The following is a 21,440-nucleotide window of genomic DNA, read 5'->3' as shown; positions in this document are numbered from 1 at the left end:
AAGGATTATTTTGACGCTAAACCATCGAGGTAACGTTCAGCATCAAGCGCCGCCATACAACCTGTTCCTGCAGAGGTAATTGCTTGACGATAGTTGTGATCCATAACGTCACCTGCAGCAAATACACCTTCGATGCTGGTTTGGGTTGCATTGCCATTTAAGCCTGAGTTGACAAGGATGTAGCCATCTTTCATATCCAATTGGCCTTCAAAAATGCCGGTATTTGGTTGATGACCGATGGCAATAAATGTCCCCATAACGTCGAACTCTTCAATCGCGCCAGAGTTCACATCTTTGACTTTGACACCCGTCACACCCATCTCATCGCCAACCACTTCTTCAAGAGTACGGTCAGTGTGCAAAATAATATTACCATTTTGCACTTTATCCATGAGGCGATCGATAAGGATTTTTTCTGCGCGGAAAGTGTCACGACGGTGAATCAGGTGGACTTCAGAAGCGATGTTTGAAAGATAAAGTGCTTCTTCCACGGCAGTATTACCACCGCCAACAACGGCCACTTTTTGGTTACGATAGAAAAATCCGTCACAGGTCGCACACGCTGATACGCCGCGTCCTTTGAATGACTCTTCAGACTCTAAACCAAGATATTTTGCCGACGCGCCAGTCGAGATGATGAGTGCATCACAAGTGTATTCAGCACTGTCGCCTTTAAGACGAAATGGGCGCTCAGAGAGATTCACTTCATTGATATGATCAAACACAATTTCGGTTTCAAAGCGTTCTGCGTGCTCTTTCATACGCTCCATCAGGCCGGGCCCTGTTAACCCTTCAGGATCGCCAGGCCAGTTCTCAACTTCAGTTGTGGTGGTCAACTGGCCGCCTTGCTGCATACCCGTTACTAGTACAGGGTTTAAGTTTGCGCGTGCTGCGTAAACCGCTGCTGTATAGCCAGCAGGGCCTGAACCAAGAATTAGTAAGTTACAGTGTTTTACGTCGCTCATTCGTGCTCCATTCGCGTGGTGCGTTAGTCATTATCTTTCTCTGAGCCGATTGTAAAGGAAGAGGGTAGCCAGTAAAAGCCTTGTGCTCACGAACAGAGGAACAAAATGTTATAGATTAGAACATAAATTTTAGTTGGCGAAATAAGTACCTAATTTGCTGTTTTAGAGACAAATAAAGGGTGTTTGTAGCACAGCATACTGGTTTTAAAATGTTGGTAAGTTTCTATTTGGCTGTTTAATCTGCTAATTGGTTTATATTAAGTTTAATCATCCTTATTTGTTTGTTTTTGCCATTTTGTGAACTGCGAAATTTGAATTAACGAGATAAATGCGTAATCTTGAATGTAAATAAAATGTTAACTAAAAATAAGTCAGTTGTATGATCATTAAGGAGTCGATGATGTTACATACACATGAAAATACCCTACACATTACGCAGCTTAGCCAACAAGCATTGCAGCAACTTTCTCCGTCCTTTGCCAATTTGCCTCATACTGAACATGCTGATGGCAAGTACCGATTACGGCGCTACTCCGTTGTACGTTATGACCAAGGAAAAGTGATTGAGGAAAACAAGCATGATTTTGTGCAAACTGATGATATCAATCATTTTCAAGGTAATGTTATTCGTTATTTTGAACCGATACTCTCTTCAACGCTACAGAGTGACGGTATGCGCGAAATGTGCGGTTTATTTATGGAAGCCAACGAATTACCGGATGGACAAGAGATTGAGATTCATCAAATTCGAATCACCGCAATCTACGATGAAACTCAGGTTGCCCCTGAAGGTGTTCACCAAGACGGCTTTGATCATATCGCATTGATTGGTATCGACAGACAAAATATTGTCGGCGGCGAAATCATGCTATACGAAGATGATCATCAAGCGCCGTTTTATCGCAAAGTGCTCAATAACGGAGAAGTGGCGATGGTGGCTGATACCAAACTATGGCACAACGCCTGTCCGATACGTTCTATTCATCAGAATCAAGAAGGGTACATGGACTTGTTTGTTTTAACCGCAAAGGATCAAGAGAATGAGTTTCACTCCTGAACGAGTAAGAGCACAATTCTCCGCGCTTTCTCAAACTCATAATGATCAGCCGGTCATTTTTTTTGATGGCCCTGGTGGTTCGCAAGTTCCCAGCCAAGTATTAGAGGCGATGACCGCATATTTAGGACGTTATAATGCAAACCTAGGCGGGCATTATTTCTCAAGTCAAATTACGACAGAACTCATGCAACGTGCGCGAGCGTCAGCCCAAGCTCTGGTTAATGCACCAAGCCGCGACAACATCGTGTTTGGTGCCAATATGACATCGCTGACGTTTCAGCTTAGCCGAGCGATCAGTCGTGATTGGCAGTTCGGTGACGAGATCGTCGTCACTAACCTTGATCACTATGCAAATGTTTCAAGCTGGCAACAGGCTGCTCAGGATAAAGGGGCTGTGGTTCATCAAGCGCGACTCGACAGCGACGATTGTTCGTTGGATATGGCGCATCTACGTTCTTTAATTAATGCCAATACCAAACTCGTCGCCGTGACAATGGCGTCAAATACCACTGGATCAGTGGTAGATATTCAACAAGTGGTCGAAGCAGCGCATGCAGTCGGCGCCAAAGTGTATGTGGATGCGGTGCATTTTGCGCCGCACAATATTATTGATGTTCAAACACTAGGTTGTGACTTTCTAGTGTGTTCTGCCTATAAATTTTTCGGCCCTCATCTTGGTATCGCATATATCGCTCCACAATGGCTAAACACGCTCGAGCCTTATAAAGTTGAGCCAGCGCCTGAGGTCGGTCCTGGCCGCTTTGAAACCGGGACGCAAAATTTTGAAGCGCTTGCGGGAGTGGTTGCGGCCATCGACTATCTTGCTCAATGGGGAGACCCTAAAGACAGCTTGCGTCAACGCCTTGTACACAGTTACGGTCAGACGCATCGTCATGAACAGGCACTGAGCGAATATTTCTTAACGCAGCTGCGTTTATTGCCTGGCGTGACGCTTTACGGAAGAGACACGGCAGATGGCAGCCTACGCACACCGACCTTTGCCCTTCGGTTTGATCAGCATGAACCACAAGACGTAGCGAAATGGCTGGGCGAGCATAATATCTGTGTTTGGAATGGGCATTTTTACGCGCTAGGTTTGGTCAGACAACTTGGCCTTGAGACGCGAGGGGGGGTGCTGCGCATTGGTTTCATGCACTACAACACCCAACAAGAGATTGATGCATTAATCGGTTTACTGCGTGCGCGATTACGGTGATTTCCCTTGTTTACGTCATGTCGATATATAACGTGAATCCATGAACCTAAGCATTGAATCCCTTGATAAAAATCAAGGGATTTTTTGTAGATTGGATCATTGTCTCAGCCTCAATGGTGAGTTTCTCCCCCTGAGCTTAAAAATGTGTTTTATAGTTACAGCAAGCACTTTATTTATTTTTAAATCAGCCAATTAGCCTGCATGTGTTGCCCTAGGCTGATGACTGAGTTTGTTTTCGAAGGATACGATATTGAAATCTATCTCTATCACATCTTGGTTGCCCGGGCTTTATCAATTAAAGCACTATCAGCGTGAGTGGCTTGTGGATGATGCACGTGCAGCGCTTTCAGTAGTTGCCGTCGCCTTACCTGTTGCGATTGCTTACGCCCAGCTTACAGGGGTTTCTGCAATTGTCGGCCTGTATTCTTGTGTGTTACCGATGATAGTGTATGCCGTGTTTGGCACATCTCGGCAGTTGATTGTGGGCCCTGATGCCGCGACGTGTGCGGTGATTGCTGCAGTCGTGTCTCCTTTGGCTGCGGGAGATCCAGCAAAACATTGGCAGTTGGTCATGACCATGACGGCGATGACAGGCGGATGGTGCATACTGGCAAGTCGCTTTAAGTTAGGCGTATTTGCTGATTTTCTCTCCCGGCCGATTTTACTTGGTTTACTGAATGGTGTTGCGCTGACGATTGTTGTTGGGCAGTTTGCAAAAGTACTCGGTCTTAAATTCGAAAATCAAGACTTACTCGAACGTCTTTATGAGGCGCCACGTTTATTACTCGATATCCATTGGCAGACATTACTGATTAGCCTAATGACGGCTGCGACGTATTTAGGCATCAAACGCTATCGACCCGCTCTGCCTTCGGCAATGATCGCAATTATTGTTGCCGGCGGGTTTGTCTGGGCGTTGAACTTAGAGCAATGCGATGTTCGAGTCGTCGGTGTGATTCAAGGTGGATTACCGGCATTTCAAACGCCAGTGTTTAATTTGGGCGATGCGCGAGAACTTGTTATGCCAGCCCTTAACTTAGCCGTCGTGAGTTTTGTCAGTATGATGTTGACCGCACGCAGCTTCGCGGCAAAAAATGGCTATGATATCGATGCAGATAAAGAGTTTCACGCGTTAGGCGTGGCAAACATCGCATCCGCCTTTTCTCAGGGCTTTGCAATCAGTGGTGCAGATTCTCGTACCGCAGTTAATGATGCGAATGGTGGAAAGTCGCAGTTGGTGTCTATTTTGGCTGCGCTGATCATTGCGCTAATTGCGATATTTATTTATGAACCGCTGCAATATATTCCGACTGCGGCGTTGGGCGTGGTATTAATTGTTGCCTCGATTTCATTGCTCGACCTTAAAGGAGTATGGGCGTTACGAAAACGGGACAAAGATGCGTTCTCTTTAGCGACAATCACGCTGGTGGCGGTACTCGTCATCGGTGTTATTCCTGGGATTACACTCGCGGTATTGTTGGGGTTATTCCAATTCTTGCGCGTGGTGATGCGCCCGAGTGAACAAATTTTGGGATTAGATGATAAAGGGACGATTCGCACTCTCGATGGCAGTGGTAAATCGAAGCCTATCCCCGGGTTATTGATTTATCGCTTCAATTCTCCGCTTACCTATTTCAATGCGCCATATTTTAAACGTCGAGTTCTCGATAATAGTGAAATAACCGACCAACATATTGATTGTATTATTATCGATGCCGTCGCCAGTTTTACCCATCTTGATCTGAGTGTGATGGCAACCTTGGCTGATATTCAAAGTGTGCTTAAAAAAAGAGGTATTCGCCTCATTTTGGCAGGCCGTAAACGCAGCTTACGTCAATGGTGTGAATTAGGCGGTGTTGCGGTTGGCGATGGCGGGGTGGTGCTACGTGCCGATCTGTATCTGGCGATTAAACTGAGCGGTGTTTATCAGCAAGCCGTTGAGGAAGGACAAGTTCCAGAGGTGAAAAAGCAAGATGATGAACGGGAGGGCAGTAAAGGGGTTACGAATATCGCTTAGTCAGGGTTTAGAAAAGCCATACGCTTGAATGAGGTATGGCTTTGAAACGTCGTTATGCCGTCGTACTGACTTCCACTTCGTAGGACGTAAATTTACGCACGTTAATCACCCCAGTATCAAAGATCAAATATTGACCTTTAATCCCTTGGAGTGTGCCCGTTACCTCGGGATTTTTATCAAAGTTATGCGAGCTGATTTTAACTGGATGTTGCTCAACGGGGTAAGCAATCGCGGTAATATCACTGGAAAGCACTTCGACCGCATCTTCACCAAATCGCGTTCTTAAATCCTGAATGGTGTCTTCCACCAATGGCAATAATTGCGCGAACTGATCTTCCAATGGCAGAGGTTCTCCATCGCCTTTTAACAACGTACGCCAGTTAGTTTTATCGGCAATGTGTTTGGCTAATTCCACTTCCAGCAGGCCAGAAATATAGCGCGTTTTGACTTTAAAAATCGGCATGCCTTGCGTGGCGCCTTGATCAATCCAACGGGTTGGAATTTGCGTATGTCGAGTGATGCCGACTTTGAGACTGGAGGTGTTAGACAGATACACGTAGTGATCGACCATGCAGTTCTCTTCACCCCATTGAGGCTCGCGGCAGGTGCCTTGGTCATAATGGCATGTTTCTGGTTTCATGATGCACATGTCGCAGCTTGCGAGCTTTTTCATGCAGACAAAACAGTGCCCTTGAGAATAACTCTTCTTTGTTTTCTTTCCACATGAACTGCAAAAGATATTGCCCGTGTGAGTTAGGGTGAGGGTGTGACCAATAAATGGATTAAGATCGATCAGTTGCTCCCCCACAGGTAGGCGATAATGAACGGTACCTTCCAGGGACGCTTTCATTTTGCTAAGCGTACCAGTTGCAAGTAAAGACATGACATTGCTCTCTATAAATTTGCCCACTTCAGCGGGTCGATAATTTGCGCTGAAGTGTAGCAAACTTCACGGCTAGAGGCACCCGTTGAGGTGACTCTAAATCAGTCGATTTGAGCGATTTAATAACAGAGTACGCTGGATGCTGCGCTGGGAGGTAATTCGATATCTTGCAGTGACATGTCAGTCATTGGGCCTGCGCTTAGTTCACTCTCTTCCAGTGTCGGAATCGGCTCTTTGGGACCTAAAAAGCGCGGCTTGGTATCAATAATATACAAATCTAAAAACGCTTTAGCACGAGCAAAAATTTCACGCAGACGAATCTGAATATTTGAATGCTCCGGGCCTGGTACTGCAAGGCAACGTGCGTTGATCTTGTGGTAATTTGCGATGTATAAAGCGCGTTCACAATGAAACTTCTGAGAAATGATCAAAAAGTCATCGGTGTCGAAGATCTCTTTGGCGCGCACCACCGAATCTAAAGTGCGAAAACCCGCATAATCAAGAAAAATACGTTGGTTAGGGACATCGGCTCGCAGTAAATCGCGCTTCATAGTCCAAGGTTCATTATAGGAACGGTGTGCGTTGTCGCCACTTAAAAGAAAGCGGTTGATTTTACCCTGCTGATACAAGTCGATGGCGGCGTTAATACGATGAATATAATAGTCATTGAGTGTTCGACCTAAATACTTACTCGTCCCCAGCACGACAGCGACGTCGAAGTGAGGAATCTCTTCGACATTAAAATAGAGTTGATCTTGAGTTTGGTAACTGACCCACCTGTCGATGAGACCCACACAAAATAAGCAAATCGCCAGCGCGATAATCGCACCTTTGAGTACTTTTAGCGGCCAAACAAAAGACGTGCGCTTAAGACGTCGCACTAGATGTGACGGTTTCTTTGAGCCCATGAACCAATGACAATAAAACTAATAATAACAACGACAAACATCATACCTGGCTCGAGTTTGTGTAATGTCCGAGTGAGGTAAGGTGTCACCTTTACTATGATTAAGCCGTAACCGAACGCGTTAATCAACACAAAAACAATGGTTCGCACAATGAACATTTGGTTGCGCATTAACCGTCGAACCAAAGTGTTGATCTCACCCCCGCCCATCACAAGAAGACACGCGATCAGTGACATGGAAATTTCACTTAAGTACGGTAGCAATAACTGCCCCGCAGGTGCAAAAAAACTAAGCATAATAATGTGATATCTCTATCAGAAAGAATAAAGCCCCAAGAAGGGGCTTTCGCGGTTTAGAATGCCGTACGCTTGTATCGGCGATAGACGGGTTGCCAGAAGTGCTGATCGATAGCCAGTTCTAATGCCTCATCCGAAACGGCAGGTGCGACACCTTGTTCTATGGCCTTTTTACCCACAGCGATAGCGATTTTCTTCGATACTGAGTGAATTTCTTCAAGAGGCGGAAGCAGTGCTCCGCGGCCATTAATTGCAAGAGGAGAACAGGTTGCCAGCGCGCGGCTCGATTCCATCAGCATCTCGTCAGTGACGCGTTTCGCGCCGCCAGCTAGAACGCCGAGACCAATACCCGGGAAGATATAACTGTTGTTACACTGAGCGATAGGGTAGGTTTTACCCTCATGCACGACGGGATCAAATGGACTTCCCGTTGCCACGAGAGCTGCGCCGTTAGTCCAACGGATAATGTCACTCGGTGTGGCTTCCACTCGGCTTGTTGGGTTTGATAACGGGAAGACGATAGGGCGATCACAATGCTTATGCATCTCTTCGATGACTTCTTGGCTAAACAGGCCGGGAGCGCCAGAGACGCCGATCAGTACGGTCGGTTTTGCGTTACGCATAACATCAAGTAATGAGAACCCTGGAGTTTCGCTTTGCCAATCTTGAGTATTTTGCTCTTTCTGGACCAGACGTTGCTGGAACTCAAGCAAGTTAGTCATGCCTTCTTGCAATAGACCCCAGCGATCAACCATATACACCTGAGAACGTGCTTGTTGATCTGAAATACCTTCTGAAACCATTTGTGCGATGATGGCTTCGGCAATACCGCAACCCGCTGAGCCCGCGCCTAAGAAGGTAATACGTTGCTCTGAGAGTTTGCTGCCCGCTGCTTGACAAGCTGCAAGCAAAGAACCCACGGTAATCGCCGCCGTGCCTTGAATATCGTCGTTAAAGCAACAAATACGATTTTTGTAACGTTCAAGCAATGGCATGGCATTTTTTTGTGCAAAATCTTCGAATTGCACTAAGGCATCAGGCCAGCGACGCTGAACGGCTTGGATAAATTCTTCGACAAACGCATCGTATTCCGCACCAGTGATACGTGGATGACGCCAGCCCATATACATTGGGTCTGCTAAGCGCTGCGGATTGTTCGTACCAACATCAAGCACAATCGGTAAGGTATAGGCTGGACTAATGCCGCCACAAGCGGTGTACAAAGAGAGTTTACCAATTGGGATGCCCATGCCACCAATGCCTTGGTCACCCAAACCAAGAATACGTTCGCCATCGGTCACCACGATCACTTTGACGTTGTGGTTTGCGGCATTATTAAGTAAGTCATCGATACGGTCGCGGTTCGCGTAAGACACAAACAGCCCACGTCCACGACGATAGATATTGGAGAAGTTTTCACAGGCCGCGCCAACCGTTGGCGTATAGATGATGGGCATCATCTCGGTAATATGGTTTTGAACCAAACGGTAGAAGAGTGTCTCGTTAGTATCTTGAATATTGCGTAGGTAGATATGCTTATCCATATCGCTTTCAAAGTTGCAATATTGTAAGTAGGCGCGTTCAACTTGTTCTTGAATGGTTTCAGTGGCTTCGGGAAGCAAACCTTCTAAGTTGAAAGAGACACGTTCTGCAGCCGTAAAGCCGCTGCCTTTGTTGAGCAAAGGGGTGCTGAGCAGAGCAGGACCAGCGTAAGGAATATATAAAGGGCGCTTATCGTTATTCATAATTTGCCTTTTGAAGGGTAGCAAGGACGACAAAATGATAGGTATTAGTGACTGTATTGTAAACGAATTAATCGTTTTATAGAAAGCGCTTAACATTAAAAATTAAGGTACAATTGACTAAAAGTCACTATCTCATTCTTTTTGTTATGACATTACTCCCCATTGATCGCCTAAAATCCGAATTTCTTGCTGAGGTTAAAGAACACCATCTGGTGGTTGAGGCAGAGACTGGCTCCGGCAAATCAACTCGCTTACCACTTTGGTTAGCCGAACATGGACGAGTGCTGGTCATTGAACCCAGACGAATCGCATGTACTTCATTGGCGCAGTTTTTGGCGCAGAGTCGAGGTGAGCAGCTTGGCGAGTCAGTCGGTTATGCCATTAAGCTCGATATTCAGTATCAGCCACACACTCAAGTGGTGTTTGTTACTCCCGGTGTTGCCTTGCGTTGGTTGGCGGAAGAGGGGCTTAAGTCGTTTGATTATGTGTTGGTGGATGAGTTTCATGAACGGCGCTGGGACACCGACTTATTGGTTGCATTACTTCGAGAGAAAAACAGCCACCGATTGGTCGTTACGTCGGCAACCATTGAAGGAACTAAATTGGCCCAATATATCGATGGTAAGCGTCTGCAGGCACAAGGGCGGCGATTTGAGGTTGAGATCCAACATGTGAGTCGCGAGTCACATCAGCTGCCTGATAGCCGCGATATAGCTCAGCGAGTCTGTGCTCAAGTGACGCATCACGTGGGCCAAATGGATGGCGATATTTTGGTGTTTTTACCGGGGAAAAAGGAAATCGTCGCCTGTCAGCAAGCGTTGACAAATCAGCCTGATTTATTGGTCGTCCCCCTACATTCCTCAGTCTCTGAGCCACAAAAACAGCAGGCATTAACGCGTCAGCCTCAACAAAAAGTCGTACTGGCAACCAATGTTGCCGAAACCTCTCTGACGATTCCTAACATTACCTTGGTGATTGATAGTGGGTTAGAGCGCCGTAACGAGCAACGAAATGGTCGAACTGCGCTGGCGTTAAAAGCGGTGTCTAAAGCCAGCGCTCAGCAACGGGCAGGGCGAGCCGGGCGAGTCATGGCGGGAAGGTGTGTTCGCTTGTATGGACAGCATGCCGCGCTAAGTGATGTCACGCCTCCGCAGTTACATCGAGAATCTCTAACTGAACCTATGCTGGCGGCGGCCTGTTGTGGCGTGCCTTTAGACCGACTGACTTTTCTTGAAGTACTGCCTGAAAAATCTTTTCAGGCGGCAAAACAACTTCTTGTGAGTATGGGAGCGCTCACCAAACAGGGCATGGCGACGCCTCATGGTAACAAGCTGTATCCACTTCCTATCGATGCGTTGTACGCTGATTTGGTGACTCGTATGCCATCACGCTCCCTCCAAGAGGCGATGGTGGATTTGACCGCAGCGCTGTGTGTGCCCGCTAAATTGTTTCGGCTGGCTAATCATCAAGAACAGATTGAGTTACTACAGCAACAAGAGCCGATGGGATGCGATGGTGCGTTGATCATTGGTTTGGTCCGTGGCCAACATTATGACGGGATAGCAGTCGATGAAGAAGCACGGCAAGAGGCAACAGCACTGGCTGAGCAAATGCGCGCGGTATTTGAATTACCGCAGCTGTCGGTGGCTTCTCGTTTTTCGCTTAGCGATTTATCATCGGCAATTGGCAAATTACATCCTGAACTGGTTTTTATTCGCCGAGAAAAGCGTCGCGAATCAATGGGGAATGGCAAGATGGAAGTTACCCTTGGCCGCGAGAGTCGCTTACTTTCTCACTATGAAGCCGCACTGGTACTGGATACGCACAGTGTCCCCGGGCGAGGCGTAAAAAATACCTTAAATCTTGCTACCGTCACCATGCCGCTGACGCTTGACCAATTGGTTGATTTAGATCTTGGAGAGTGGCAACAACGAGAGGCACAGCAAACCGAGAATGGGTATCAAGTGCCGGTTGAGCTGATATACGCAGGCCGAGTCATTGAACGCCGATATCAAGCGCCAACCGGGCAATACGCTGTTGCAGCCATTATTGAGGCGCTGAAAAGTGACCAGTTATGGCCGGGGTTTGCAAAGCAGCGTGAACGAGAGATTGAGCTGTGGAAGTTGTATCAAACCCTCGATGACCCGCTGTCAAAACCGTCACAAACGCTCAACTTTGACGCTTGGATTAGCCAACAACTTGAGATGCTTGAGGTAAGTGCAATGGAAGATCTCATGCTGTTTGAACCAGAGGATTTCAGCTTTGATGGGGTGCCCGAATGGGAGTATCAGGACTTTGCACAGCAATATCCATTCGAACTCCAGCTTGCTGATCTCACGTTACGGGTGGAATATTTTGCGACTCACAAATTGGTTCATGTAATTCATCAAGGCGGGTTACGTAAAGGCGATCCTAAACGGTGGGAGTTACCACGTTGGAATGGTTGGCGTATTCAATACAAGAAAGCCAGTCGAGTGGTGGATATTCGTTAACTGGCGATGTCTTCATTTATTGCGCATTCAAGTGCATATTTTAATCAGTTTGTTTTAACTCTGTTATTAATTGGGTTTTTATATGCCTTTTCTTTTGGTTTTAAGGGTATAAAAGATGATTGTTTTATATCCTATTGCTATATGGGGTAGAGTCGTCAATATTGGCTATATCCCCAGTGCTTAAAGTACAAAGAAGGCGATATGGAACAGTTAAGCTCACCCTCAGTCTTGTTTGATTACACCTCTTTTCTTGGTGCTTCCTGTAAAAAGAAATGGACGTTCTTAGAAGCGATGAGTTCAGTAGCGCCCGTATTCAGTGTCGCGTGGAAAGACACGATTCAGGAGCCTCAAACACCCGAAGACCGTCTTTGGGAACAAGCCATGCAAGCACTGTCTCCCAGTCACAGTGACGAGTCCAACTTAGCGGTCTTGATTGCCATTGCCAAGGAGCAAGGGATTGAGGAATTAAGATTGGTGATGCCGTATTCACTTGAGCCCGAACAGTTAGAGTTATTGCGCAGTGAAGGGCTAGAGCATATCACTCAGGATGACAACGACCACCTGATTATTCAGTTGTAAATTATTCGTCAAACTTACACGCTTTGCGGTTTGTTCGCACTGTTAAGATCATGACCTGAACTACTCTTAGTGCAGTTGAGCCAAACGATTGGCAATGATTGCGAAAATGGAGTTGTTGATGAATCATACCTTTGCCCAAAGTACGGCGCTGCTTTGTGGACTGCTATTACACACGGCCTTTGCCGACGAAATTTCTTCTCTCGACCCTTTAAGTTATGACTACGTGTATTTTGATGCCGCTTCGGGCTCACAAGATGGATCGTTAGGGGATAACAGTGATGTCACAGAGTTAGCTGTAGGTGGTTTTTATCCGCTGAGTGAACGTTGGATTCTAACTGGTGATTACCGAGCTCGATTTGTTCATCTTGAAGGAACCACCGCGGAAAATTATATCCTTCTGCCAGGAGTTGGTGCCTATTTTCCACTCGGGGAGCGACTTGATTTAGTGGTGGATGCAAAGGTCGGAGGGATTCGCTATGTGCTTAGTGATGATGATACTGACGATAACCTCGATAGCAGCACAGACTGGATGCTCGGTGGCGGGGTGTATTTGCGTTATGCGCTGACCGATCAATTACAACTCGGTGGTACGGTTAAGCTGAATCGCAGCGATAGAGTGGATGAGGATATTTTTCAGTTAAAAATCGATTATCGGTTTAATAAATTGTTTGGGCTTGGTGGCTTTTATACCTACACCGATTATGGGCATAATTCAGAGAATGCCGGCGGGCTATCGGCTCGTGTGTATTATTAGTCTTAGTTCAATGTGTGAATGCGCAGTTCAAAAAAGCCAGCTCTGAAGCTGGCTTTTACTATTGACGCACTCAGGATAATTATAAAACCTTGGCGATCGCTTTACATAGTGGCCCCATGTTATCACGCGTCATACCGGCTACGCTGATACGGCCAGAACCAACAATATAGATGCCGAACTGATCTTTAAGCTGCGCCACTTGCTCTTTGCTCAAGCCTGAGAAAGAGAACATGCCGTTTTGGCGTTCAATAAAGCTAAAGTCAGCGCTTACGCCTTCAGCTTTCAGCGTTTCCACAAACAGCTCACGCATGTCTTGAATACGATCACGCATCTCTTTTACTTCAAGTTCCCATTGTGCTCGAAGTTCTGGGTTAGAGAGAATGAAAGTTACGACGGAACTTCCGTGTGCTGGTGGGTTCGAGTAGATTGAGCGGATGATTGCTTTGACTTGTGAGAATGCGGTCGTTGCAACCTCTTCAGATTTCGCAACCAGCGTAAAGGCACCAACACGCTCGTTGTATAAACCGAAGTTTTTGGAGAACGAACTCGCCACCAAAATTTCATCATTGTACTTAGCAAAAGTACGAAGGCCAGCCGCGTCGTCTTCAACGCCTTTTGCAAAACCTTGATAAGCAAAGTCAAACAGAGGAACCAGACCTTTTTCTGCCACTAATTTTGCCAGCACTTCCCACTCTTGTTCTGTTGGGTCGATACCCGTTGGGTTGTGGCAGCAGCCGTGAAGCAGGACGATATCACCTGTGTTTGCTTGTTGAAGATCGGCAACCATTGCATCGAAATCTTTATCGTGCGTTTCTGGGTTGTAGTAACTGTATTGTGCAATCTCCAAGCCAGCGGCTTTAAATACGCCGTTATGGTTTGCCCAAGTTGGATTACTGATCCAGATTTTTACGTCACCTAAGTGGCGTTTGATAAATTCACCCGCAACACGCAGTGCGCCAGTACCGCCCGGGGCCTGAGCTGTTTTTGCGCGTTTTTGAGTGACAATGGCAGAATCATCACCAAACAGAAGTTTTTGTACAGCAAGGCCGTACTCGGCAGTCCCTTCAATGGTGAGGTAAGATTTGGTTTTCTCCGTTTCAACTAGAGCTGCTTCTGCTTTCTTTACTGTGGCAAGCACTGGCGTCTCGCCTTGTTCATTCTTATAAATACCCACACCAAGATTGATTTTCTCAGCGCGTGAATCTTTTTTAAATTCTTCAGTAAGTCCAAGGATAGGGTCGGCAGGAGCTGCTACAACTTTTTCAAACATAATCGTCGTCCATGTAAGTCGAAAAGAGAATGGGTGTTTCAATCTCTCTTTATACCGTTATGAGTTAGGAGTGACAACCGCATTTCGGTGATAACCGTAAAAAATAACGGAATCTCGAAGAACAGACTTCCCAAGCCAGTGTTTTTTGATATTTCACGCGACAATCATTAAGGGTGAATATGTATTTTACTTGTCGTGTTTGATAGGTAATATACTGAAAATTATGAAATTAATGGTTATGTTTTTGGCCATATTCACCAAAGACAGACCTTGAAGCGCAATGAGCGAGTTTGAGAATAGAAAGTTGGGCTATAAAAAAGCCCTCGTATGACGAGGGCTTAGCGTTAAATTCTGTTGCAACCAAGCAGGCGGTTAGAAGTTCGCGCTGCGCGGTGTGCGAGGGAATGGAATCACATCACGTACGTTACCCATACCAGTCACGTAAGACACCAAACGCTCAAAACCGAGACCGAAACCGGCATGAGGCACAGTACCGTAACGGCGTAGATCGCGGTACCAACTCATGTGCTCAGGATCAATACCGATCTCTTGCATACGTGCATCAAGAACATCCAAACGCTCTTCACGCTGAGAACCACCGATGATTTCACCAATTCCTGGCGCAAGCACATCCATTGCCGCAACGGTTTTGCCGTCATCGTTGAGACGCATGTAGAAGGCTTTGATGTCTTTCGGGTAGTTTTTCACGATAACCGGTGCTTTGAAGTGTTCTTCTGCAAGGTAACGTTCATGCTCAGAAGACATATCAATGCCCCATTCAACAGGGAATTCAAACTCACGACCTGAGTCGAGTAGGATCTGAATGGCATCGGTGTAGTCGACCTGTGCAAAGTCAGAAGCGACAAACTGTTCAAGACGTGTAATTGCCTCTTTGTCGATACGCTGAGCGAAGAACTCAAGATCGTCACGACGCTCTTCAAGTACCGCTTTAAATACGTACTTAAGCATGTCTTCGGACAATTTCGCAACGTCATCTAGATCAGCAAACGCGACCTCAGGCTCAACCATCCAGAATTCAGCTAGGTGGCGACTGGTGTTTGAGTTTTCAGCGCGGAACGTTGGGCCGAAAGTGTACACTTTGCTGATCGCACACGCATACGCTTCAGCGTTGAGCTGACCGGAAACCGTTAGGAACGTCTCTTTGCCAAAAAAGTCTTCGTTGTAGTCAACTTGGCCAGCATCAGTACGTGGTAAGTTTTCCATATCAAGCGTTGATACGCGGAACATTTCACCGGCACCTTCAGCATCAGACGCGGTAATCAGCGGTGCTGAAACCCAGAAGTAACCTTGCTCATGATAGAAACGGTGAATCGCTTGAGATAGGCAGTTGCGAACACGGGCCACAGCACCAATGACATTGGTACGCGGACGAAGGTGCGCAACTTCGCGCAAGTATTCAATCGAGTGGCGTGTTTTCGCCATTGGGTAAGTGTCAGCATCTTCAACCCAACCAACCACTTTCACTGCTGTTGCAGCCAGTTCGAAATCTTGACCTTTCGCCGGAGACTCAACCACAGTACCTGTTACTTCAACAGAGCAACCTGTTGTTAATTTGAGAACTTCTTCGTCGTAATTATTCAAATTATTTGGGACCACGGCCTGAATCGGGTCGAAACAAGAGCCGTCGTAGATGGCAAGGAAAGAGATTCCAGCTTTGGAATCACGACGCGAACGAATCCAGCCGCGAACAGTGACTTCACTGTCGACTGCTAGCTTACCGCTCAGAACGTCTTTTACAGGCGCGTAAGTCATTGAGATATATTCTCCGTTGAAGTAAAAATTGCACTCAAGATTCAAGTATTTCCATTTCGAACAAAAAACAGTCGAAACATTGAGTTGCATAAAGGTTTTATAATCAACGCCACATATTACCTGTCAATTTGGGAGCTTCAACCTTTAATCACGTTTTGAGTAGCAAATTTCTGTGCATTTGATGAAATTTTTCGATTTATCTTCGCTTTATTCCCAGTCTTGAATTTGATGCTCTCACTTGGCTACGTTGGAATAAGCTTTTGTTGCTTTTTATGTTAGGTGTTGGTTTGGCGTTTGAATGTTTTATCTCCCCTTGTACCGAATAAGGGAATTCCTTACTATTGCGTCTCTTTTTTCCGAGCCCGAGAGCAACAATGAGAACCGAATTGTATAAAGAGTTTATGTTTGAAGCTGCGCATCACTTGCCGCACGTTCCAGAGGGACACAAGTGTGGGCGCCTGCATGGACATTCTTTTCTTGTTCGTCTTTACGTGGAAGGGGAAGTGGATCCCCATACCGGTTGGGTAATTGATTTCTCAGAAATTAAATCCGCATTTAAGCCGATTTATGACCGTCTTGATCATTATTACCTGAACGACATCGAAGGATTGGAGAATCCGACCAGTGAAGTGTTAGCGAAATGGATTTGGCAGCAGCTAAAACCAAGCCTATCACTGCTGAGTAAAGTAGAGATTAAAGAAACTTGCACCGCAGGTTGTGTTTATCAAGGCCAGTAATCACTCGCCTTAATAAACACGATTCATCACCGAAGAAGGTGAAGCTAATCAAAGGCTTCACCTTCTTTTGTTTCTGGCATGACGTCTTGTCCGCCCAGCGCCTGATACAGCGTCGCCATGGCAACATATTGGTTATAGCGATTTTGCAATACGCTGGCTTTGGCATTGCGCTCGTCGGTTTGTGCATCTAACAAATCACGAAATTCAATCGCGCCATTTTGATATTGATTATCATAGATACGCGCGACTTCTTCTGCGCTTTGGTACTGCTCACGCAACCGCTCTGACTGATAGGCGAGTTGTTGCTTTGAGGATAGCGCGTTATCTACATCCTGAAATGCTGCGTACAGTGTTTGTCGATAATCGATGATAGTAGATTGATACTGAGCATCAGCAATTTGCTTGTTGAGGTCCATTTCATCCCACTGAATAAACGGTAGAGCGAGATTTGCGCCCAGTGTGCCTATGGGATCGGTCAACAAGTTATGTAGCGCGCTTGATGAACCACCCATAGAGCCAGTGAGTGTCAACGATGGCATATAGGCGGCCGCAGTTTGGTCTTTACTGGCTAAAGCCGCTTTCAATTCATACAGTTTGGCTTTGACATCAGGTCTGCGCGCCAACAAGTCTGATGGAATCCCAACCGCTACTTGCGGAATTGGCGTACTGGGAAGATGATTCATCAGCAACGAAGCGCTCTGCGGGGCTTGGTCGAATAAAATCGCAAACGCGTTTTGTGCCTCCACTAACTGCTGCTGATATTGGCTTTGCTGAGTTTGCAGAGCCGCCAGGCTTTGCTTGGCCTGAAGAACATTAACTTTTGATACTGCGCCGTTTTGATATTGGTTTTCACTCATGTTGAGTGTTTCTTGTGCGGCGCGAATGTTCTCTTCGCCCAGAGCGAGCCGGTCGTGCAAATAGCCGATTTGCCAATAAAGTGTCGCGGTGGTTGCGACCAAGCTTTGTGCGGTTGCTTCTCGGTCTTGTTCAGTGGCCATTGCTGTCCATTTTGTTTGGTCAGCATACGCTGATACTCTGCCCCACAAATCCAGCTCGTAGCTGACGCCTAAACTTGCATTATAGCTGGTGGATGATTGTCCGCTGTCTAAGGATTTTGAGCGTGTTCCCGAACCACTCAAGCTGGTGTCTGGGTAAAAATCATCTCGGCCTAAATCTGCTTGTAACCGGGCTTGGCGAAGCGTGAGGGTGGCTATCGCTAAATCATTATTCTTGGCCAGAACTTGCTGAATAATTTGATTCAGTACCGGATCGTTAAATTGAGTCCACCACTGGTCAATCGATACAGAACGGGTGCTGGTGGATTGATTCCAGGTATCGGGCATATCAAGCTCTGGCGCTTGATATTCTGAGCGCATAACGCAGCCTGTCGTCAATACAGTGGCGACAAGTAACGTCGCGATATGTGTTTTTTTCATGGTCATCACGTGTCGTCTTATTCTCGGGCTAGGGCATCAACAGGGTTTAATTGCGCAGCATTGCGCGCCGGAATAAACCCGAACACAATGCCAATTAAGGTCGAACAGATGAAAGCCGACAATATTGATGTTGTTGAGTAAATCATATTAAAGCTTCCGCCAGTGCTGGCGAAAATGGCACCAATGGCATAAGACAGCCCGATACCAATGACACCGCCACATAAGCACACTAAAACGGCTTCGATTAAAAACTGGCGCAGAATATCGGATTTTCGAGCGCCGACCGCCATGCGAACGCCAATTTCACGTGTGCGCTCAGTGACGGAGACCAGCATAATATTCATGACACCAATCCCGCCAACAATGAGGGATATAACAGCAATCATCGACACGAGTAAGGTCATCGTTGACGTAGTTTTCTTAATATTTTGCTGGATGGTATCGGTATTGATCGTAAAGAAATCCTGAGTGCCATGACGCATGGTGAGCAAACGAATGATCGCCTGTTCGGCTGCATCGCTTGGTGCTAGGTTGTTCACCCGAACTGAAATCCTATCGAGGTAACTTTGGCCCACCATACGTCCACTAACCGTGGTGTAAGGGAGCCATAAGTTCAAAGAATCGCTGTTGCCAAATGCGCTTTCCTTTGGCTTGGTGACCCCGATAATACGTACGGGCAATTTACCAGCAAAAATCACTTTGCCAATCGGAGAACTTTCGGGAAACAACTCCTTGCGAGTGTTATCGTCAATCACCGCTTCTTGGGCGAGTGTGTCCACACTGGCACTATCCCAATATTGACCTTGCGCCAGTTCATAGCCTCGAACTCGAAAGTACTCCGGTCCCACACCACCGACTGAGGCAGTCACGGCCTGATTTGAAATTCGCAGCGTGGCGCTAGTACTGACGGATGGTGTCACACTGTCAACAAAAGGTAGGGTTTTCAGCGCTTCAGCATCATTGGCTGTCAAGGTGCGTATTCTGCCTGAGCGGCGGTCGCCAAACCCTTTACCGGGCATAATGTCGATAGTGTTGGTACCCATTGACGAGATGCTGGCAAGGATCGCTTGCTGTGAGCCATTCCCCAATGCCACCACGGAAACCACCGAAGCGATACCAATAATAATGCCCAACATGGTTAAAAACGTTCGCAATCTATGGTTAGACATCGCCAGCATCGCCATTTTCAACGCTTCGGCAAAGCTATCCCACGCTTGGCGAATTTTGCCAGTCTGCTTGGGCGTGCGATGTTCAAGGCGAGTTTGACTGCCGAGTGTGACTTGCTTGTCGTTGATGGTGTCGCTGAGAATTTCGCCATCTTTAATTTCGATGATTCGCTGGGCATGCTCGGCGACTTTAAGGTCGTGAGTGACCAAAATAATGGTGTGACCAAGCTGATGCAGTTCTTGCAACAGCGTCATCATTTCTTCGCCACTTTTACTATCCAGTGCGCCAGTGGGCTCATCGGCGAGAATCACATCTCCGCCATTGATGAGTGCTCGAGCAACAGATACGCGTTGTTGCTGACCACCACTTAATTGGTTGGGTTTATGGTCCAATCGCTCATCAAGGCCAAGTCGGCTGAGTAATTCTTGGGCTCGCTGTGAACGTTTGCTTTTTTCTTCACCAGCATAAACCGCGGGCACTTCAACATTTTGTTGCGCGGTTAAGTCTCCTAGTAAGTGGTAACGTTGAAATATAAACCCGAAATATTCACGGCGCAGCTCGGCGAGCTGTGAAGCGCTCATGGTGGAAGTATCCCGACCGTTTATCCAATAACTGCCTGACGAGGCCTGGTCGAGACAGCCAAGAATGTTCATTAACGTTGATTTACCTGAGCCAGATGCCCCGACAATAGCGACCATCTCACCGCGCTGAATGTCGAGGCTAACGTTATTGAGCACCGTTAATGTTTCGTCCCCGGCAGGAAAGGTACGAGTAATATTGTGAATCGAAAGTAACGCATCACTCATGGATTAGAACCTCATACCTGGGCCGCGGCGTCCTGAACCGCCATCGCCTGGCGTGGTTTCTCCAAGCACAACCTGTTCACCTTCTTTCAACCCAGAGAGTATTTCAGCTTGGATCTTGTTATTGATCCCAACTTTGACGTCACGATATTTAACTTGGCCTTGGTTGAGCACCGGAACTTGATAGCCGTTAGGCGTGGATTTGAGGATTTGCGCGGGCACCAAAAGTGCGTTTTTCGATTGATTTAAAATGATCGATACTTGCGCGGTCATGCCAATTCGAAGAACCCGGTCTGGGTTTTGCACATCAAACAGCCCGTAATAGTACACGGCATCACTGTCGCTGATTTCAAGGTCGTTATCGTCGCCATCCATCAGAGTAGGACCAGGTTCAATCGCTTTGAGTGTCCCTTCATAACGTTTGTTTGGTTGACCAAGAATCGTGAAATACACTTTTTGTCCCGGCTGAACATGTATAACGTCGGCTTCTGATATTTGCGCTTTTACGGTCATGACGTCCAGATTGGCCATCTCGATGATGGTCGGGGTGGTTTGATTTGAGTTAACCGTTTGGCCTTCGGCTACTGCGGTGTAAACCACGGTACCGGAGATAGGCGCAGTAATGGTGGTGTAACCGAGATCAAGCTTGGCATTATCAACGTTGATAATAGCTTGATCAATTTCAGCATCCAGTTGTTTTAACTCCGCCTTATAAATGGCTAAGTTAGCTTCTGCCGTTTCGTAATCACTGCGTGAGCTGGCTTTGGCTGACAACATATTTTTTTGACGCTGGTATTCGTAGGTCGCTTGTTTGATTTGCGCTTGTTTTGCCTGATATTGAGCTTGCAAACTGCCAAGAGAAGCTTGTGCGTTTTTGAGGCTATTTTGCTGAGTTAGGCTATCAATCTGCGCAACAAGGTCGTCTTGCTCAATGTCATCGCCTAACCGCACGGCAAGTTCATCAATCTGCCCAGAGACCTGCGCACCAACGCTGACTAATTTAGACGCTTGAAGCATACCGTTGGCGAGAACGGTATTTTCAATATCCCCACGATGAACAGGTTCAGAAGCGTAACTGGTTTTTACCTCGGAAGGCTTAAAAAAATAATAACTGGCTCCTGCTGCCACAATCAGGCAAGCCACGGTAATCACCACAAGTTTTTTATTCATAATCTACTTTTTAATGATGTCTGTAATCTGAAGTCGAGATGTCGCCGTAACAGCGCACATCATTGATGTATTGTTTATACAACGTAGGGCGAACAAGACAAAGAGAAGTGAGTGTAAATATAGGTAAAGTAACGTAAAACGGAGGAATGACTCACGGGTTAGCCTCGCGTTC

General features: G+C 46.7%; 17 protein-coding genes. 7 read left to right on the top strand and 10 right to left on the bottom strand.

All coding sequences use genetic code 11. From position 1 onward, the window contains the following. Positions 1-5: 5 nt before the first annotated feature. A complete protein-coding gene (trxB, locus tag M1D72_RS15820) occupies positions 6-965 on the bottom strand; it encodes a thioredoxin-disulfide reductase (RefSeq protein WP_390189530.1) in 960 nt (319 codons plus the stop codon). Between the two features lie 400 nt (positions 966-1,365). Here trxB and M1D72_RS15815 point away from each other — a divergent pair, with 400 nt between their 5' ends. From M1D72_RS15815 to M1D72_RS15805, 3 genes are all read left to right on the top strand, one after another. Next, on the top strand, positions 1,366-2,022 hold the full coding sequence (locus tag M1D72_RS15815; RefSeq protein ID WP_456297412.1) for a 2OG-Fe dioxygenase family protein: 657 nt from the start codon (positions 1,366-1,368) through the stop codon (positions 2,020-2,022). Beyond that, entirely contained in the window at positions 2,006-3,238 is a 1,233-nt protein-coding gene (locus M1D72_RS15810) for a cysteine desulfurase-like protein (RefSeq protein ID WP_456295812.1), read from the top strand. The genes M1D72_RS15815 and M1D72_RS15810 overlap by 17 nt, the downstream gene beginning before the upstream one ends. A gap of 250 nt (positions 3,239-3,488) precedes the next feature. Beyond that, positions 3,489-5,255, top strand: coding sequence for a SulP family inorganic anion transporter (locus tag M1D72_RS15805; RefSeq protein ID WP_456295811.1), 1,767 nt, complete (start codon positions 3,489-3,491; stop codon positions 5,253-5,255). A 52-nt stretch (positions 5,256-5,307) separates the two neighbouring features. Here the strand turns inward: M1D72_RS15805 and M1D72_RS15800 are convergent, their stop codons facing one another. The 4 genes from M1D72_RS15800 to M1D72_RS15785 all read right to left on the bottom strand — a co-directional run bounded on the left by M1D72_RS15800 (position 5,308) and on the right by M1D72_RS15785 (position 9,087). Next, positions 5,308-6,138 carry a DUF2797 domain-containing protein gene (locus M1D72_RS15800; protein WP_456295810.1) on the bottom strand — a complete coding sequence of 277 codons (831 nt, stop codon included), beginning with the start codon at positions 6,136-6,138 and terminating at the stop codon, positions 5,308-5,310. 119 nt (positions 6,139-6,257) lie between these two features. Continuing rightward, positions 6,258-7,046: a SanA/YdcF family protein gene (locus tag M1D72_RS15795; RefSeq protein WP_456295809.1), complete on the bottom strand. Its 789-nt coding sequence runs from the start codon at positions 7,044-7,046 to the stop codon at positions 6,258-6,260. After that, positions 7,019-7,342, bottom strand: a complete 324-nt coding sequence (locus M1D72_RS15790; protein WP_390189537.1) for a DUF3392 domain-containing protein — start codon at positions 7,340-7,342, stop codon at positions 7,019-7,021. Before M1D72_RS15790 ends, M1D72_RS15795 begins: the two co-directional genes overlap by 28 nt. Before the next feature lie 56 nt (positions 7,343-7,398). After that, positions 7,399-9,087: an NAD-dependent malic enzyme gene (locus M1D72_RS15785; RefSeq protein WP_456295808.1), complete on the bottom strand. Its 1,689-nt coding sequence runs from the start codon at positions 9,085-9,087 to the stop codon at positions 7,399-7,401. Positions 9,088-9,233: 146 nt separating this feature from the next. On the opposite strand from M1D72_RS15785, the gene M1D72_RS15780 reads away from it, so the two are divergent. The 3 genes from M1D72_RS15780 to M1D72_RS15770 all read left to right on the top strand — a co-directional run bounded on the left by M1D72_RS15780 (position 9,234) and on the right by M1D72_RS15770 (position 12,912). Beyond that, positions 9,234-11,579: a helicase-related protein gene (locus tag M1D72_RS15780; RefSeq protein WP_456297411.1), complete on the top strand. Its 2,346-nt coding sequence runs from the start codon at positions 9,234-9,236 to the stop codon at positions 11,577-11,579. Positions 11,580-11,780: 201 nt separating this feature from the next. After that, positions 11,781-12,158 carry a transporter gene (locus tag M1D72_RS15775; RefSeq protein ID WP_456295807.1) on the top strand — a complete coding sequence of 126 codons (378 nt, stop codon included), beginning with the start codon at positions 11,781-11,783 and terminating at the stop codon, positions 12,156-12,158. A gap of 118 nt (positions 12,159-12,276) precedes the next feature. Continuing rightward, positions 12,277-12,912 (top strand): outer membrane beta-barrel protein, encoded by a 636-nt coding sequence (locus M1D72_RS15770; protein ID WP_456295806.1) that lies wholly within the window; start codon positions 12,277-12,279, stop codon positions 12,910-12,912. A gap of 79 nt (positions 12,913-12,991) precedes the next feature. On the opposite strand, the gene M1D72_RS15765 is transcribed toward M1D72_RS15770, so the two are convergent. Next, complete coding sequence (locus tag M1D72_RS15765; RefSeq protein ID WP_456295805.1) at positions 12,992-14,182, bottom strand: amino acid aminotransferase; 1,191 nt, start codon at positions 14,180-14,182, stop codon at positions 12,992-12,994. A gap of 372 nt (positions 14,183-14,554) precedes the next feature. Beyond that, complete coding sequence (asnS, locus tag M1D72_RS15760) at positions 14,555-15,955, bottom strand: asparagine--tRNA ligase (protein WP_390189544.1); 1,401 nt, start codon at positions 15,953-15,955, stop codon at positions 14,555-14,557. 374 nt (positions 15,956-16,329) lie between these two features. On the opposite strand from asnS, the gene queD reads away from it, so the two are divergent. Continuing rightward, entirely contained in the window at positions 16,330-16,692 is a 363-nt protein-coding gene (gene queD / locus M1D72_RS15755; protein ID WP_390189545.1) for a 6-carboxytetrahydropterin synthase QueD, read from the top strand. Positions 16,693-16,736: 44 nt separating this feature from the next. Here the strand turns inward: queD and M1D72_RS15750 are convergent, their stop codons facing one another. Genes M1D72_RS15750 through M1D72_RS15740 form a run of 3 tightly spaced genes read right to left on the bottom strand, consistent with a single transcriptional unit; the run spans position 16,737 to position 21,268 of the window. Then, the gene (locus tag M1D72_RS15750; RefSeq protein ID WP_456295804.1) at positions 16,737-18,128 is read right to left on the bottom strand and encodes an efflux transporter outer membrane subunit; all 1,392 of its coding nucleotides are present in this window, start codon (positions 18,126-18,128) and stop codon (positions 16,737-16,739) included. A 17-nt stretch (positions 18,129-18,145) separates the two neighbouring features. After that, entirely contained in the window at positions 18,146-20,101 is a 1,956-nt protein-coding gene (locus tag M1D72_RS15745) for a MacB family efflux pump subunit (RefSeq protein ID WP_456295803.1), read from the bottom strand. Between the two features lie 3 nt (positions 20,102-20,104). Then, positions 20,105-21,268 carry an efflux RND transporter periplasmic adaptor subunit gene (locus M1D72_RS15740; protein WP_456295802.1) on the bottom strand — a complete coding sequence of 388 codons (1,164 nt, stop codon included), beginning with the start codon at positions 21,266-21,268 and terminating at the stop codon, positions 20,105-20,107. Positions 21,269-21,440 lie beyond the last annotated feature (172 nt).

It is taken from the genome of Vibrio sp. AK197 (assembly GCF_053903115.1).
This window is presented reverse-complemented; position numbering and strand designations above follow the sequence as displayed.